This is a genomic window from Verrucosispora sp. ts21 (assembly GCF_002879555.1).
GTDB classification, from domain to species: Bacteria; Actinomycetota; Actinomycetes; order Mycobacteriales; family Micromonosporaceae; genus Micromonospora; species Micromonospora gifhornensis.
The window spans coordinates 1-16,311 of record NZ_PNOZ01000109.1 but is presented as its reverse complement, the minus strand read 5'-3'; the positions used below and the strand labels follow the sequence as shown (position 1 = coordinate 16,311).

Genomic DNA, 16,311 nt, shown 5'->3' with positions numbered 1-16,311 from the left:
TCGCCGGTGGCGAGTACACGGTTGACGCGGATCTGTTCCTGCGGACTCCGGCGGATGTCGAGGCTGGTGCGTACACCTCGACGCTGACCCTGTCCCTGTTCGAGTGATACGGCGGTCGGGGGCCGCGTGGGCGGCCCCCGACCATCACCTGTGGCCCGCAGGGGGGTGGAGCATGACACTACGACGGACCGGACCGGATTCAGACCCGCATCGGCAGCCCGTCGTGATGCAGCCGGAAACCGTCGAGCTGCGCCGGGTCGACCGTGAGACGCAGGCCCGGCAACTCCTGCGCGATCCGTTCGAACATGATCCGGCTCTCCAGCCGAGCCAGGTGGGCGCCGAGACAGAAGTGGATGCCGTACCCGAACGCGATGTGCCGCCCCACGTCGGCGCGGTGGATGTCGAACTCGTGCGGCCGCTCGAACACCGCCGGGTCGCGGTTGGCACCCCACAACGACAGGCCCACCCGGTCGTACGCCGGGATCCGCCCGCCGCCCAACTCGATGTCGGCGAAGGCGAACCGCGGCGGCACGATCTCGACGGGCCCCCGGAAACGCAACGTCTCCTCGACCACCGCGGCGGCCAGCGACGGGTCGGTCCGCAGGGCCTGCCACTGCGCGGGATGGCTCAACAACAACCGGAGTCCGTTGCCGATCAGGTCGACGGTGGTCTCCTGCCCGGCGATGAGCAGCAGTTGCACCAGGGCCACCAACTCGTCGCGGTCGAGCCGGTCGTCCCGGTCCTCGGCGACCACCAGCGCGGTGATCAGATCGTCGGCCGGCGCCGCCCGACGCGCGGCGGCCAACTCGTCGAGGTACGCCGCGAAGGCGCTCGTCGCCGCCGGGCCGTCCGGGCTGGCCGACACGATCGCCGCCGACCAGGCGCGGAACTGCGGCCGGTCGGGCTCGGGAATGCCCACCAGTTCGGCGATGACGTTGACCGGCACCGGGTCGGCGAGATCGGTGACGGCGTCGATGTGCCCCAGCTGGCGAGCCCGTGCGACCAGCCGGTCGGCGAGATCGGTGATCCACGGCTCCAGCCGGGCCACGGCCCGCGCGGTGAATCCACCGCTGACCAGCCCCCGCAGCCGGGTGTGATCCGGTGGGTCGAGGTTGATGAGCTGCCGGGACTCGATCCGGGCCGCCTCGGGCAGGTCGTCCGGCCGGCGCTGCCACCCGCCGGGGCCGCGCCGGTGCATCTCGTGCCCGATCTCGGGGTGCCGGAGCCCGGCCAGCACGTCGGCGTGCCCCGCGACGACCCACAACCGGTTGCCGGCCGGGTCGACCTGCGGCACCGGCCCGCCGCTGGCGCGTACCCGGTCGTAGAAGGGGTGTGGGTCGTGGCGGACCGCAGGGTCCCACAACTCCGAGACACCAAAGGCCACCGAACCTCCCCAACTGTGAATCAGTTAGCGCTAACATATGGATGTTTCAGAGAGGTGTCAATCAAGGGACTTTTCCTTGAACGGAGCGTCGTAAGCCCCTATGGTGAGCGCTAACAACGGATCACTCCTGACATCGATGGCTCGGACCCGGCCGGCCCAAGGCCGCCGGCTCGCGGCGAGCGTTGCGGACCGCATGGGGAGTCGCGATGGATCCGAGCCACCCCACCCGGAAGGAAGGTCCACTGTGGCGCAATTCGAGAAGCTTCCCGTCAGTCGACGTCAGGTTCTCCAGGCGTCAGCCGTCGGAGTCGCCGCGGGTGCCCTCCCGGCCGCCGTGGCCCAGGCCGGTGCCAGGCCCGATCCGACCTCCCCGCGGGTGCTCACCGCGACCACGACCGACCTCGGTCCCGGTGCCACCGCCCCGGTCCGGCCGTTCCGCCTGCGCGACGTGACCCTGGGCAACGGCCTGTTCCAGGAGAAGCGCGACCGGATGAAGAACTATCTCCGGCAGCTCGACGAGCGGCGTTTCCTGGTGCTGTTCAACAACCAGGCCGGCCGGCCGAACCCGGCCGGCGTCACCGCGCCCGGCGGCTGGGAGGACGGCGGTCTGCTCAGCGGCCACTGGGCCGGCCACGTCATGACCGCCCTGGCGCAGGGCTACGCCGACCACGGCGAGCCGATCTTCAAGAGCAAGCTCGACTGGATCGTCGGCGAACTCGCGGCCTGCCAGGCGGCGATCACCGCACGGATGGGCAGCGGTGGCCCCGGCACCGAAGATCCGGAGGAGCCACAGATCGGTCGGGTGTCGGGCCGGTTCGGCACCGGGTTGCGGCTCAACGGCCCCAGCCGGGCCGAACACGTCACGCTGCCCCAGGAGGCGATCAGCCAGCTCACCGATTTCACCATCGCCACCTGGGTGAACCTCGCTGCCGCGCAGAGCTGGAGCCGGCTGTTCGACTTCGGGCAGAACGCCACGGTCAACATGTTCCTGACCCCCCGGGCTGGAGTCACCGGCAACGTGCCGCGGTTCGCGATCACCGTCAGCGGCAGCGGTGGTGAGCAGCGCATCGACGGCACCACGGCGCTGCCGACCAACCAGTGGGTGCACCTGGCGGTGACCCTGACCCAGCAGACCGGGACGCTCTACGTCAACGGCGAGCAGGTCGGCCAGAACACCAACATGACACTGAGCCCGGCGAACCTCGGCAATCCGGGCAACCGGTGGATCGGGCGGTCCCAGTACGGCGACGCGATGCTCAACGCCACCGTCGACGAGTTCCACATCTTCGACCGGGCGTTGAGCCCGCAGGAGATCCAGTCCCTGCAGGACTCCCCGGCCGGCAGCACCGGCGGCGGGTCGATCGCCTGGTACCGGTTCGAGGAGGAGGGCGGTACCACCATCCGCGACGCCTCGCCCAACGGCCGCGACGGCGGCATCGTGGCGAGCCAGAGCGGCGACGGCCCGCTGTGGGTGCCGACGCACCCCGGCTACCTCGGTGCCATCCCGGAGGACGCGGTGCTGCGGCTCGGCCCGCCCCGCTGGGCGGTGTACGGCAGCAACGCGACCACCAACACCTGGGCGCCCTGGTACACCCAGCACAAGATCATGCGTGGGCTGCTCGACGCGTACTACCACACCGACAACGCCACCGCCCTCGACGTCGTCGCCAAGATGGCCGGCTGGGCGCACCTCGCACTGACCATCGGCGACAAGAACCACCCGGCGTACACCGGCCCGATCACCCGGGACAACCTCAACTACATGTGGGACCTCTACATCGCCGGAGAGACCGGCGGCGCGAACGAGGTCTTCCCCGAGATCTACGCGCTCACCGGCGACCAGAAGCACCTGGAGACCGCCACACTGTTCGACAACCGGGAGTCGCTCTTCGACGCCTGCGTCGAGAACCGCGACATCCTCGTCGTCACCCCGCAGAACAACCCCGGTCGTCGCCGCCCGGACCGGTTGCACGCCAACTCGCACGTGCCGCAGTTCGTCGGCTACCTGCGGGTCTACGAGCACAGTGGGGACACCGAGTACTTCCAGGCCGCGAAGAACTTCTACGGCATGGTCGTCCCGCACCGCATGTACGCCAACGGCGGCACCGGCGGCAACTACCCGGGCTCCAACAACAACATCGAGCTGTTCCAGAACCGGGGCAACATCGCCAACTCGATCGCCCAGGGCGGCGCGGAGACCTGCACCACGTACAACCTGCTCAAGCTGGCCCGCAACCTGTTCTTCCACGAGCACGACGCGGCCTACCTCGACTACTACGAGCGGGGCCTGATCAACCAGATCGCCGGCTCGCGCGCTGACACCACCACCGTCAGCAACCCGCAGGTCACCTACTTCCAGCCGCTGACCCCGGGCGCGAACCGCGGTTACGGCAACACCGGCACCTGCTGCGGTGGCACCGGCGTGGAGAACCACACCAAGTACCAGGAGACCATCTACTTCAAGTCCGCCGACGGCGACACCCTCTGGGTCAACCTGTACGTCGCCTCGACCCTGACCTGGGCGGAGCGCGACTTCACCATCACCCAGCAGACCGATTACCCGCGGGCGGACCGCACCCGACTGACCGTGGAGGGCAGCGGCCCGCTGGACATCAAGCTGCGGGTGCCCGGCTGGGTGCGCAAGGGCTTCTTCGTCACGATCAACGGCGTGGCCCAGCAGGTCACCGCCACCGCCAACAGCTACCTGACCCTCAGCCGCACCTGGCAGCCGGGCGACGTCATCGAGATCCGGATGCCGTTCAGCATCCGCATCGAGCGGGCGCTGGACCGTCCGGACACCCAGTCGGTCTTCTGGGGCCCCGTCCTGCTGCAGGTGCTCGGCAACCCGGGCAGCGGCAACTACCGCGAACTGTCCCTGTACCGCCACCTCAAGCGCGACGGCGACTACGCCCGCGCGGCGATCACCCCGGCGGCCACCACCGCGGCGGGGGACCAGCTGTTCACCGCGAACGGCTTCACACTGCGGCCGTACTACATCGGCGACACGCAGGCGGCGTCGTCGTACTTCCGGCGGGTGGAACCGACAGTGGTGTTCGGGGCCGTCGACACCGGCGTGCCCAACCGCAAGCGCAACGACGGCCTGCCGAACTACGACATCCCGGTGACCGACGTGCCGTCGCCGGGCACCGACGGTCCGACCTTCCTCGATCTGGTGTGGGACGAGGCGCCGTTCGCCAACCACGGCCAGTTCGTGTCGACGGTGACCCGCATCGCCGGGGAGTTCGTCGAGGCCGGGCTGTTCACCGCGGCCGAGCGCAACACGATCGTCACGCAGGCCGCCCGCTCGAACGCCGAACTCGATCCGGGGCACACCTGGAACGTCGAGGTCCAGGTACGCACACAGCTCATCGGCGGCCGGGTCTACCTCGCGGTGAACGCGGTGAACGCCGACGAGGTGCCGTTGACCATCGAACTCGACACCGCGTACGGCTCGCGGACGGTCACCGACGTCGCCGTCGGCAAGCCCGCCTACCAGTCGTTCAACACGCGTCTGGCGGCGATCCCGGCCGGCACGGTGACCGTCGTGGTCACCGGGACGGTCGACGGCGAGCCGGTCACCACGCGGATCGAGGCGGCGTATCCGGCGGTCAGCGCCTCCTGATCGCCGGGTCGGGGGCGGCGCGGACGGCGCCGCCCCCGAACGGTCCCGGCCGGTCACCTCACAGCCGCCTCCGCAGGTCCGAAAAACGCTTTCGGGACGCGAGTCACGGCGCGATCTCCCGGAGTCTTCCGACGCCGATTTCCGTGTAATGTTCGGCCAAGCCACAAGGGTTGAGACGGGCGTCAGACCGCCACCCGGCCGAAATTCCGGAAAGGTTTCAGTGACCGACGGCGTCAGGAGAACGCACCGCATGACCGAGTCCGAGGTGCCTGCCAAGCGTCCACCCACGCTCAGCGACGTCGCGAAGCTCGCCGGGGTGTCGGTCGCGACCGCGTCCAAGGCCATCAACGGGCGCGGTGAGGTGCGGGCGACCACGCGGGTACGGGTGCTCGAAGCCGCGGAACTGCTGTCGTTCGCGCCGAACGCTCTGGCCCGCGGGTTGCTCAGCGGCCGGACCGGCACGGTCGGTCTGCTGACCAGCGACCTGGAGGGGCGCTTCTCGATCCCCATCCTGATGGGTGCCGAGGACGCCTTCGGGGCCGGGCAGGTCTCGGTCTTCCTGTGTGACGCGCGCGGCGACGCCATCCGCGAGAAGCACCACGTGCAGGCGCTGCTCTCCCGCCGGGTCGACGGCCTGATCGTGGTCGGCTCCCGCACCGACCCCCGTCCGCCGTTGGCCGGCAACATTGCGGTGCCGGTGGTTTACGTCTACGCGCCCTCGGCCGATCCGAAGGACATCTCGATCACCGCCGACAACGTGGGCGGCGGTCGTCTCGCCATCGAACATCTGCTCTCCTGCGGGCGGCGCAACATCGCCCACATCACCGGCGAAGCCGGCTTCCAGGCGGCCCGCGACCGCGTCGAAGGCGCCACTGCCGCGCTGACCGACGCCGGGTTGCGCATGGTCGGCGACCGGCCCTACTTCGGGTCGTGGGAGGAGTCCTGGGGTCGAGCCGCCACCCACATGATCGTCGAGCAGCATCCCGAGGTCGACGCGATCTTCTGCGGCAGCGACCAGATCGGCCGGGGTGTCCTGGACGCGCTTCGTGACCTCGGCCGCGACGTGCCGGGCACGATAGCGGTGATCGGCTTCGACAACTGGGAGGCCATCTCCGCCGACTCCCGTCCCCGCCTGACGAGCGTCGACATGAACCTCAAGCACCTCGGGGCGGTGGCCGGCAAGCGGCTGTTCGAAGCCATCGACGGCACGGTGCCCCGGTCGGAACAGTTGCCCTGCCGCGTGGTGATGCGCGAGTCGACGATGTCGGTCGGCTGAACCGCCGCCGCACACCACACCCGCGTGGGACGGGGGCCGCTGAGCGTACGGTCAGGGATCGACTCTAAACTTTCCATCCATATCTCGACCTGGATCCAAACGAGACCGAGGGTGCGATCGTGGCGGATGGTGTGACCGTAACGGACGGCGAACAGAACAGGCCCACGTTGGACACCGGCGTGCCGCAGACAGCGCGGATCTGGAACTACCTGCTCGGCGGCAAGGACAACTTCGCCGTCGACCGCGAGGTCGGCGATCAGATCATCTCGAACCTGCCGCAGTTGGCGGAGAACGCCCGGCTCTCCCGGGCCTACCTCACCCGCGCGGTGCGCTATCTGGCCGGTGAGGCAGGCATCCGGCAGTTCCTCGACATCGGCACCGGCCTGCCCACCGCCGACAACACCCACGAGGTGGCCCAGTCGGTCAACCCGCAGGCCCGCATCGTCTACGTCGACAACGACCCGCTGGTGCTGACCCATGCCCGGGCGTTGCTTGTCGGTACGCCCGAGGGGGCCACCGACTACGTCGACGCCGACCTGCGGGATCCGCAGGCGATCCTGCGCGAGGCGGCGCGGACGCTGGACCTGAGCCAGCCGGTGGCGCTGATCCTGATGGGCGTCCTCGGCCACGTCGAGTCCGACGACGAGGCGAAGTCGATCATCAACAGCATCATGGCCGCCCTGCCGTCCGGCAGCTACCTGGCGATGTACGACGGCAGTGACACCAGCGAGGCGGTCACCGAGGCGGTGCGGATCTGGAACATCTCCGCCAACCCGAAGTACCACCTGCGCAGCCCCGAGCGGATCGCCGCCCTGTTCGACGGACTGGAACTGGTCGAGCCCGGCGTCGTCTCGGTCACTCGCTGGCGGCCCGAGGGCACCGATCCCGAGCCCGCCGCGATCGACCAGTACTGCGCGGTCGGGCGCAAGCCGTAACCGGCGTCGTCACCGTCGGCGGGCCGCCGCCGGGGTGACCACGATCGCCTGCCCGGTGGTGCGGGTGCGCTGGATCAGCGCGACACAGGCCAGCACCACCAGGGCGGCGACGATCGAGGCGGGCGTGACCCGCTCGTCGAGCAGCAGGGCCGACCAGGCCAGGGTGAGCACGGGCTGCGCGAGTTGGAGCTGACCGACCTGGGCGATGCCGCCCCGGGCCAGCCCGGCGTACCAGGCGAAGAAGCCGAGGAACATCGACACCACGGTGAGGTAGCCGAACGCCGACCAGCCGCCGGCGTCGGCGTGCGGGGGAGTGGCCACAGCGACGGCGGCGACGATCGGCACGGTGACCGGCAACGACAGCACCAGGGCCCAGCAGATCGTCCGGGCACCGCCCAGCTCACGGGCGAGCGCGCCGCCCTCGGCGTACCCGAGCCCGGCGAGCACGACCGCCGCGAGCAGGAACAGGTCGGCCACGGCCGGCGCGCCGACCACCGCGCCGTTGGCGACCAGGAAGGCGAGCACCGCCAGCAGACCGCCGGTGCTGGCGATCCAGAACAGCGGCGGTGGGCGTTCGCCGGCACGCAGCACCGCGAACACGGCGGTCATGGCGGGCAGTACGGTGATGACGATCGCGCCGTGCGAGGCGGTCTGGCTGGTCAGCGCCAACGAGGTGAACAGCGGAAAGCCGACCACCACGCCGAGCGCGACGAGTGACAGCCGACGCCACTGGCGAGGACTGGGCCACGGCGCCGCGGTGATCCACAGATAGCCCCCGGCCAGCACCGCCGCGCCGACACAACGGCCGAAGGCGACGAACCACGGGTCGAGTTGCTGCACCGCGACCCGGGTGGCCGGTAGCGACATGCTGAACGCGAGCACACCCAGCGCGCCGAGCAGGAGACCGGTCGCCCGGTCGCCCGCTATCGTCCGCCGCACGGTAGCGCTACTCTTCTCTCTCATGAATGACGGTAACGCAACCGACCGCGTTATCCAAGATCTACGTCGGGCGGCAGCCGCCGCCGGCCCCGGCACCCGGCTGCCGTCGGTACGCGAGCTGACCAGCCGCCATCGGGCCTCGCCGGTCACCGTCGCCGAGGCGATCCGGCACCTCGTCCGGGAAGGGCTGATCGAGACCCGGCCAGGCCAAGGCACCTATGTGGCCGCCCGAGCGGTCGAGCCCCGTACCGTCGATCTGTCCTGGCAGACCGTCGCGCTCGGCCCCCGCCGCCCCGGCGACGAACAGTTGCAGGCGTTACTGGCGTTACCGCCCGCCGGAGCGATTCCGCTCTCCGGCGGCTACCTCGACCCGGAGCTGCAACCGGCGGCCGCACTCGGCGCCGCGCTCACCCGCGCCGCCCGGCAACCCGCGTCATGGCAGCGCGGACCGGTCGAAGGGCGGGCCGACCTGCGCGCCTGGTTCGCCCGCGAGATCGGCGGCGGACTGCGCGCCGAAGACATGGCGATCTGCCCGGGTGGGCAGGCCGCGTTGTCGACGGCGCTGCGGGCGCTCGCCGCGCCCGGCGACGCCCTGCTCGTCGAATCGCCGACCTACCTGGGCGCGCTGGCCGCCGCCGAGGCAGCGGGACTGCGGGTGGTGCCCGTCCCCGCCGACGCCGACGGCGTACGCCCCGACCACCTCGCCGCCGCGTTCGCCCGTACCGGTGCCCGGCTGTTCTACTGCCAACCGTTGTACGCCAACCCGCACGGCGCCACCCTGGCCGCCCACCGCCGCACCCTGGTCGCCGAGGCGGTACGCGACGCCGGGGCGTTCCTGATCGAGGACGACTACGCCCGCGACCTCACCATCGACGGACCGGCCCCGCCGCCCCTGGCCGCCGACGACCGGGACGGGCACGTCGTCTACCTGCGCTCGCTGACCAAGTCGGCCGCTCCCGGACTGCGGGTCGCCGCGATCGGGGCGCTCGGACCGGCCGGCGCCCGGATCCGCGCCGCCCGGTTGCTGGACGACTTCTTCGTCGCCGGCCCACTGCAACAGGCCACCATCGAGTTCGTCACCGCCCCGGCGTGGACGCGTCACCACCGGGCGCTGCGCACCGCGCTGCGGGACCGGCGCGAGGCGCTGCTGACCGCGCTGCGCCGGCACCTGCCGGACCTGGCCGACCGGCTGCCGGTTCCGCGCGGCGGCCTGCATCTGTGGCTGCCGCTGCCCGAGGGCACCGACGACGTCGCGGTGGCCACCGCCGCGGCTGCCGACGGCGTCGTCGTCTTTCCCGGCCGCCCCTGGTACGCCGCCGAACCACCGGCGGCGCACCTGCGCCTCACCTACGCCGCCGCCGCACCGGAACTGATGGACGAAGCCGTCCGCCGGCTGGCCCGCGTCCTGCGACGACGCACCGGGTAGGCGACGTGCGGCAACGCCCGCCGCCGCACGGATGCTGCGGATCACAGGTCGCGGCGGCGGAACACCATCCCGGTGAGCCCGAGCACGAGGACGACCCAGAGTCCCGCCCAGGCCAGATAGGTGACGGTGAGCGAGGCGTCGCTGAGGAACGGGTGGCCCTGCATGGCCGGGCCGAACTGCCGCAGCACTGTCGGGTCCTGGAAGGCGTTCATGGCACCGCGCCACAGCCCGTCGGTCGGCAGCAGCATCCGGGAGACCGTGCCCACCCGGGCCACGCTGTTGTTGTCCAGCGCGGTGCCGAACGCGCCCACCACCCCCGCGATCCAGGTGGCCCCGAACAGGCCGACGGCCACCACACCCGAGGCCATCGGTGAGCTGACACTGGAGAGCAGCAGGCCGAGGGTGAGCAGCACGACTGTCTGCGCGGCGAGCAACGCCAGACCGGTCACCGGCTGCGGGGGCCAGTAGCCGACGGTCACCCGGACGACAAGCAGTTGCGCCAGGCCGGCCAGGGCGACGAAGCCGGCCCCGAAGGCGATCAGCCCGAGCCACTTGCCCACCAGCACCGCGAAGCGGTGCACCGGTCGGGCCAGGATCGCCAGCGCCGCCCCGGACTCCATGTCGCCGGCCAGGGTGGGACCGGCGAGGAACGCCGTACCGAGTGCGGCGATCAGGCTCAGGCCGAACATCACCAGGTTGAGCACCATGGCCGCGACAAGTCGCGCCTCGCCGCTGGTCAGCCCGCCGAATTCGGCGTCGATCCGGGAGAACCCCCAGGCGCTGAGCGCCAGCAGCACGATCGTCAACGCGGCCAGCGAGCGCAACACCCGCCGCCGCGCGGCCTCCTGCAGGGTGAGCGCGGCCACGGTGAGTACGGTCCGGACGGTCATCGCCCTTCCCCTCCGGTACGGAGGATGGCCAGCAGCCGCTCCTCGAGACTGACCCGCCCGGGCTCGACGGCGTGCACGCGCACCCCGAGGCCGACCAGGTCGGCCACCAGCTGCGGCACGGTGGTCGGTTCCGGCTCGCTCGGCAGCGTGACGGTGTACAGGTTCCCCTCCTGGGCGAGCGGACCGGCTGCGGCCAACCGGTCGCGGGCCGGCTCGGTCACCCCGTCGAGCCGCAGTCGCAGTTCCCGTCGACCGAGCAGTTCGGCCAGCGTGCCGGCGGCGGCCACCCGCCCCTTGTCGAGAATCACCACCCGGTCGCAGACCCGCTCCACCTCACCGATGAGGTGCGAGTTGAGCAGGACGGCCACGCCCCGGGCCTTCAGGGAGAGCAGCAGGTCCCGTACGTCGGCCCGGCCGAGGGGATCCAGGGCGCTGGTCGGCTCGTCCAACACGACCAGTTCCGGGCGGGCCACCAGCGCCACGGCCAACCCGAGACGTTGCTGCATGCCCTTGGAGAAACCGCCCACCCGGTCGCCGGCCCGGTCCGCCAGCCCGACGGCGGCCAGGCACTCCTGCCGCTCCCGCTGCGGCACGTCCGCGCCGGCGAGCCGGACGTGCAGGGCCAGCACCTCCGCCGCGGTCAGCCACGGCTGGTAGCGGAACAGTTCCGGCAGGTAGCCGACCCGGGCGCGGGACCGCGGCTCGCGTGCCGGCCGCCCGAGCAGCAGCACCTCGCCCGCGTCGGGGCGGACCAGACCGAGCAGGATCTTGATGACGCTGGTCTTGCCGGCCCCGTTGGGGCCCAGCAGACCCACCACCTCACCCCGGTCCACGGCGAAGGAGACACCGTCGACAGCCGTGCGTCCCCGGTACCGCTTGCGCAGCCCCGAGCACCACACCGCCGGCGCAGGCGGCAACTCGGCCACCAACCGCGCCGCCGCGCCGAGGGAGCCGCCGTCCTGCGCCCCGGAAGGCGTGCCGTCCCGCTCGACGAGGACGCTCTGTCGGTCGACCTGCCGACCGCCGGGCCCGGTGGCCGGGCTGCCCTGCTCGGTGTCCGGGCCGGTCATCGGTCCCACCGCAGCCCGCGCGCCACCGACAGCACCTCGTCGGCGCGCAGTGGGCCGGCCACCGCGGTGACCGTCGCGCCGTCGACCCAGACCACCCCCGCCAGTACGCCGTCGCGCGAGGTGAGCACGGTGGCCGGCGTCCCGTTGACGTCGGCGGGGGAGGCGGTCAGATACCGGGCGTTGACCGGCAGCGGCAGCGTCGTACCGTCGCCGGTGAAGTGCCGCAACTGGGCCGCGACGTTCTCCGGCAGACCGGGCAGCGACAGCAGATAGTCGACCGCGGTGGACAACTCGATGCCCGACGAGTACGCCGTCGGCGCGGCCATCCGCGCCACGATCAGGTTCGGCATCCCGTGCTGGCCCGCCCACACCGCGGCGACTCCCGGGCCGGCGGTCAACCGGAACTGGCTGCCGTCGAGACCGGCGGGCGGCTCCGGCAGCGGCTCGCCGTGCGCCGCGGCCGTCTGCGCCGCCCGGGCCACCGAGAAGGTGAACACGGCGCTGGCCCGGTCACCGACCTGGAACGTCGGTTCGCCCGTCACGCCCCGGGGCAACCGGTCGAGCCGGGGCAGGGACAGCCCGGTCATCCGCTGCGCCTCGCCGGCGTCGGCGACCTCGCGGACGTTGGGCGGCTCGGTCATCTCGACCTCGCCGTACGCCGACAGGTCGGGCAGCGCGACCAGGTCGGCCTGCGCGATCGTGACCGGGGCGATCCGCTCGGTGTGGAAGATCTGCAACCAGTTCCCGGCCGCTGCGGCGCCGGCCCCACCCACAAGCGCGAGGACGGCGACGGCGGCGACCACCGGGCTGCGCAGGGCGGCACGCCAGCGACGCTCGCGGGCGACGGCGGGCACCCGGGGGCGACCGGACTCGGCCACGGTACGGCTCAACCGCTGCCAGCCCGCATCCACGTCGACGTCGGCTTCCACCCCGACACCCGGTCGTCCGCCCAGCGCCGCTGAGCTGAGCGTCGCATCCTGCCGGGCGGCGGCCAGCCCGGAGAGACAGACCGGGCAGTTCGCGACGTGCGCGCGGTCGGCGTCGGCGACACCGGCCGGCTCGTCCAGCAGGCGGCGCAGCGTGCCGTCACTCGGATGACGCATGACGGTTCAACTCCTCGCGTAGGGCGGACTCGGCCCGGCGTACGGTGGTGCCGACACTGCCGGGGGAGAGATCGAGGGCGGCGGCGACCTCGGCGTAGCTGAGACCGCTGTGCCGCAGCAGCAGGGCGACGGCCTGGCGGCGGGGCAGCCGGTCCAACGCGGCGCGCACCCGTCGGCGCTCGTCGCGGGTCACCACCGCCTCCGCGATGTCGGGACCGACCGTCTCCGGGGCACCGGCGACCTGTTCACGGGCGGTGCGTCGACGGCGGGACCGGACCTGGTTCAGTGCGGTGTGCGCCGCCGCGACCGACAGCCAGCCCACCGCCTGCCCGGCCGGCACCGAGGAACGCCCGAAGGCGAGGAAAACCTCCTGCGCCACGTCCTCGGCCTCGGCGCGGGAGCCGAGCACCCGGGCGGCGACCCCGACGATCCGGGGATAACAGGCCCGGAAGACCTGTTCGAGGTCGGCGCGGATGCCGTCGCGCCCGGCCGCGGCCGAACCGACCACACCATCCCCCTTCCGCACCGTACGTCCGGTGGGTCTGTGGTGGCCGCGCGCGGAGCAGGCGGCCGCCGCGGCGGTCACCCGCCCCGGTGCCACGAGTCCAGCTTCCTCCTCCATACCTGTGAAGCACCGCCGACGGCCCGGAAGTGACACGCGCCGACGAATTCACCGAAACACGTACGGGTAGCGCGGCAGTCGACGCCGCGCTACCCGTACCCGTTGCCCGGCCGCGCCTACCCGCGGCCGGTGCCGAGGTCGAAGCGGTCCAGGTTCATGACCTTGACCCAGGCCGCGACGAAGTCCTGGACGAACTTCTCCTGCCCGTCCGTGCTGGCGTAGACCTCCGCGATGCCGCGCAGCTGGGAGTTCGCCCCGAAGACCAGGTCGACGGCGGTGGCCGTCCAGGTGACCTCGCCGGTGGCCCGGTTCCGACCCTCGTAGACGCCCTCGGCGGCGGTGGACACCTTCCACATGGTGTCCATGTCGAGCAGGTTCACGAAGAAGTCGTTCGTCAACGACTCGGGCCGGTCGGTGAACACCCCGTGCCGCGCCTGCCCGGTGTTGGCGTTGAGCACCCGCAGGCCACCGATCAGGGCGGTCATCTCGGGCGCGGTCAGCGTCAACAGATTGGCCCGGTCCAGCAGCAGCGTCTCCGGGGACAGCTTCTGGCCCTCCCGCACGTAGTTGCGGAACCCGTCCGCCCTCGGTTCGAGCACGGTGAACGACTCCACGTCGGTCTGCTCCTGACCGGCGTCGGTGCGGCCGGGCGCGAACGGGACCGTGACCTCGTACCCGGCGTTGCGGGCCGCCTGCTCGATGGCGGCGTTACCGCCGAGCACGATCACGTCCGCGAGGGAGACCCGCTTGCCGCCGGACTGCCCGGCGTTGAAGTCCTCCTGCACCCGCTGCAACACCGGCAGCACCGTCGCCAACTCGGCCGGGTCGTTGACCGCCCAGCTGCGCTGCGGCTCCAGGCGGATCCGCGCCCCGTTCGCCCCGCCCCGGCAGTCGGTGCCACGGAAGCTCGCCGCCGACGCCCACGCCGTACGGACCAGCTGGGGGAGGGGCAGACCGCTGCCGAGCAGCGCCGCCTTGAGGGTGTCGACGTCGGCGGCGTCGATCAGCGCATGGTCGACGGGTGGCACCGGGTCCTGCCACAGCTGCGGCTCGGGCACCCACGGCCCGAGGTACCGCGACAGCGGTCCCATGTCCCGGTGCAGCAACTTGTACCAGGCCTTCGCGAACGCCTCCGCGAGCTGGTCGGGGTGCTCGTGGAAGCGTCGTGAGATCTGTTCGTACGTCGGGTCGGCGCGCAGCGCGATGTCGCTGGTGGCCATCATCGGGGCGTACCGGATGGAGGGGTCGTGAGCGGACGGCACGGCATCGGCCGCGGCACCGTTCTTCGGCCGCCACTGCTTCGCGCCGGCCGGACTCTCGTGCACCTCCCACTCGTACCCGAAGAGGGTGTCGAAGTAGCTGTTGTCCCAGGTGATCGGGGTGGGCGTCCAGGCGCCCTCCAGGCCGCTGGTGATCGTGTCGTTGCCCTTGCCGCTGCCGTAGCTGTTCCGCCACCCCAGCCCCTGCTCCTCCAGCGGCGCGCCCTCCGGCTCGGGCCCGAGGTAGCTGGCGGGCGCGGCACCGTGGGTCTTGCCGAAGGTGTGACCGCCGGCGATGAGGGCGACGGTCTCCTCGTCGTTCATCGCCATCCGCCGGAAGGTCTCCCGGATGTCCCGGGCGGAGGCCAGCGGATCGGGAGTGCCGTTGGGGCCCTCCGGGTTGACGTAGATCAACCCCATCTGCACCGCGCCGAGCGGGCCGGACAGTTCCCGGTCACCGCTGTAGCGTTCGTCGCCGAGCCAGGTGTCCTCCGGTCCCCAGAAGATCTCCTCCGGCTCCCAGACGTCGTCGCGTCCGAAGCCGAAGCCGAAGGTCTTGAAGCCCATCGACTCCAGCGCGCAGTTGCCGGCGAAGACCAGCAGGTCGGCCCAGGAGATCTTCCGGCCGTACTTCTGCTTGACCGGCCAGAGCAGCCGGCGGGCCTTGTCCAGGTTGGCGTTGTCCGGCCAGCTGTTGAGGGGGGCGAAGCGTTGCGCGCCGTCGCCGGCACCACCCCGGCCGTCCTCGATCCGGTACGTGCCGGCGGAGTGCCAGCTCATCCGGATGAAGAGCGGACCGTAGTGGCCGTAGTCGGCCGGCCACCACTCCTGCGACGTGGTCATCACCTCGAAGACGTCGCGTTTGAGCGCCTCGACGTCGAGGCCGGCGAACTCGGCCGCGTAGTCGTAGGCCGCGCCCATCGGGTTGGCCCGGGGTGAGTGCTGGTGCAGCACCTGCAGGTTGAGCTGATTGGGCCACCAGTCCTGATTCGTCTTCGGTCGACCCGGCTTCGGCGCCGGGGAGGGGATTGCCGGGTTCTCGCTTTCGGACACGTCTCTCCTCTTCGAACGGGTTCTCGCCTATGTCAACTGGCCGTCCCGGTCACGAGTCACTGCGTACCGGGCGAGTCACTGTGTGCCGGGCCAGTCACTGCGTGCCGGGCCAGGATGCGTCCGCGGTGGCAGTCGCCTTCGGTAGCGTTGCGCACGCCGAGCCCGCGCCGCCGGTGGACGCCGAAATCGACGCCCGCTCGGTGACGGGCATCCACCCTCGATTCGTGGGAGACCGAAACGTGAATTCGTCTGAGCGACCCGCGTCGCCGGTACGCCAGTTGCGGCTCGTGGTCGAAGCCGACGACTACGAGGCGGCGGTGCGCTTCTACCGCGACGTGCTCGGCCTACCCGAGCAGGCGGCCTACTCCGGTGACGACGACGCCCGGGTGGTGATCCTGGATGCCGGCCGCGCCACCCTGGAGATCGCCAACCCGGCGCAGAAGCGAATGATCGACGAGGTCGAGGTCGGACAGCAGGTCGCCCCCCGACTGCGCGTGGCGTTCGAGGTCGACGACACCGCCGCCACCACCGACCGCCTGGTCGAAGCCGGTGCCACCCAGGTCGCCCCGCCCACCACCACCCCGTGGCACTCGGTCAACGCCCGCCTGGACGCCCCCGCCGACCTCCACATAACCCTCTTCCAGGAACTACACACCCCCGAAACCCGCGCCACCCTGGACGGCTTCACCACCAACCCCTAACCCCGACAGGCCACCCCCGTCCCACCCACCC

The 16,311-nt window shown here is 71.5% G+C and carries 12 protein-coding genes; 5 read left to right on the top strand and 7 right to left on the bottom strand.

Annotated features, from left to right (window positions below; translation table 11 throughout):
• Positions 1 to 199: 199 nt before the first annotated feature.
• A complete protein-coding gene (locus C1A38_RS28340) occupies positions 200 to 1,384 on the bottom strand; it encodes a cytochrome P450 (protein ID WP_102660754.1) in 1,185 nt (394 codons plus the stop codon).
• A 244-nt stretch (positions 1,385 to 1,628) separates the two neighbouring features.
• Between C1A38_RS28340 and C1A38_RS28335 the strand changes: the two genes are divergently transcribed.
• The 3 genes from C1A38_RS28335 (at position 1,629) to C1A38_RS28325 (ending at position 7,217) form a co-directional block, all read left to right on the top strand.
• Entirely contained in the window at positions 1,629 to 5,006 is a 3,378-nt protein-coding gene (locus tag C1A38_RS28335) for a beta-L-arabinofuranosidase domain-containing protein (protein ID WP_102660753.1), read from the top strand.
• 250 nt (positions 5,007 to 5,256) lie between these two features.
• Entirely contained in the window at positions 5,257 to 6,282 is a 1,026-nt protein-coding gene (locus C1A38_RS28330; protein ID WP_102660752.1) for a LacI family DNA-binding transcriptional regulator, read from the top strand.
• Positions 6,283 to 6,401: 119 nt separating this feature from the next.
• Positions 6,402 to 7,217 carry an SAM-dependent methyltransferase gene (locus C1A38_RS28325; protein ID WP_233197081.1) on the top strand — a complete coding sequence of 272 codons (816 nt, stop codon included), beginning with the start codon at positions 6,402 to 6,404 and terminating at the stop codon, positions 7,215 to 7,217.
• 9 nt (positions 7,218 to 7,226) lie between these two features.
• Here C1A38_RS28325 and C1A38_RS28320 read toward each other — a convergent pair whose 3' ends face one another.
• On the bottom strand, positions 7,227 to 8,156 hold the full coding sequence (locus C1A38_RS28320; RefSeq protein WP_233197080.1) for a DMT family transporter: 930 nt from the start codon (positions 8,154 to 8,156) through the stop codon (positions 7,227 to 7,229).
• 22 nt (positions 8,157 to 8,178) lie between these two features.
• Here C1A38_RS28320 and C1A38_RS28315 point away from each other — a divergent pair, with 22 nt between their 5' ends.
• On the top strand, positions 8,179 to 9,582 hold the full coding sequence (locus C1A38_RS28315) for an aminotransferase-like domain-containing protein (RefSeq protein ID WP_102660750.1): 1,404 nt from the start codon (positions 8,179 to 8,181) through the stop codon (positions 9,580 to 9,582).
• 41 nt (positions 9,583 to 9,623) lie between these two features.
• Here the strand turns inward: C1A38_RS28315 and C1A38_RS28310 are convergent, their stop codons facing one another.
• The 5 genes from C1A38_RS28310 to katG form a co-directional block, all read right to left on the bottom strand.
• Entirely contained in the window at positions 9,624 to 10,472 is an 849-nt protein-coding gene (locus C1A38_RS28310; RefSeq protein ID WP_102660749.1) for an ABC transporter permease, read from the bottom strand.
• Positions 10,469 to 11,542 (bottom strand): ABC transporter ATP-binding protein, encoded by a 1,074-nt coding sequence (locus tag C1A38_RS28305; RefSeq protein WP_233197079.1) that lies wholly within the window; start codon positions 11,540 to 11,542, stop codon positions 10,469 to 10,471. The genes C1A38_RS28310 and C1A38_RS28305 overlap by 4 nt, the downstream gene beginning before the upstream one ends.
• Positions 11,539 to 12,645, bottom strand: coding sequence for a hypothetical protein (locus C1A38_RS28300; protein WP_102660748.1), 1,107 nt, complete (start codon positions 12,643 to 12,645; stop codon positions 11,539 to 11,541). Before C1A38_RS28300 ends, C1A38_RS28305 begins: the two co-directional genes overlap by 4 nt.
• Positions 12,629 to 13,153, bottom strand: a complete 525-nt coding sequence (locus tag C1A38_RS28295; RefSeq protein ID WP_233197078.1) for an RNA polymerase sigma factor — start codon at positions 13,151 to 13,153, stop codon at positions 12,629 to 12,631. The genes C1A38_RS28300 and C1A38_RS28295 overlap by 17 nt, the downstream gene beginning before the upstream one ends.
• A 230-nt stretch (positions 13,154 to 13,383) precedes the next feature.
• Positions 13,384 to 15,579 (bottom strand): catalase/peroxidase HPI, encoded by a 2,196-nt coding sequence (gene katG / locus C1A38_RS28290; protein WP_102660747.1) that lies wholly within the window; start codon positions 15,577 to 15,579, stop codon positions 13,384 to 13,386.
• 239 nt (positions 15,580 to 15,818) lie between these two features.
• Here katG and C1A38_RS28285 point away from each other — a divergent pair, with 239 nt between their 5' ends.
• On the top strand, positions 15,819 to 16,280 hold the full coding sequence (locus C1A38_RS28285; protein WP_233197077.1) for a VOC family protein: 462 nt from the start codon (positions 15,819 to 15,821) through the stop codon (positions 16,278 to 16,280).
• The last annotated feature ends 31 nt before the right edge of the window (positions 16,281 to 16,311 follow it).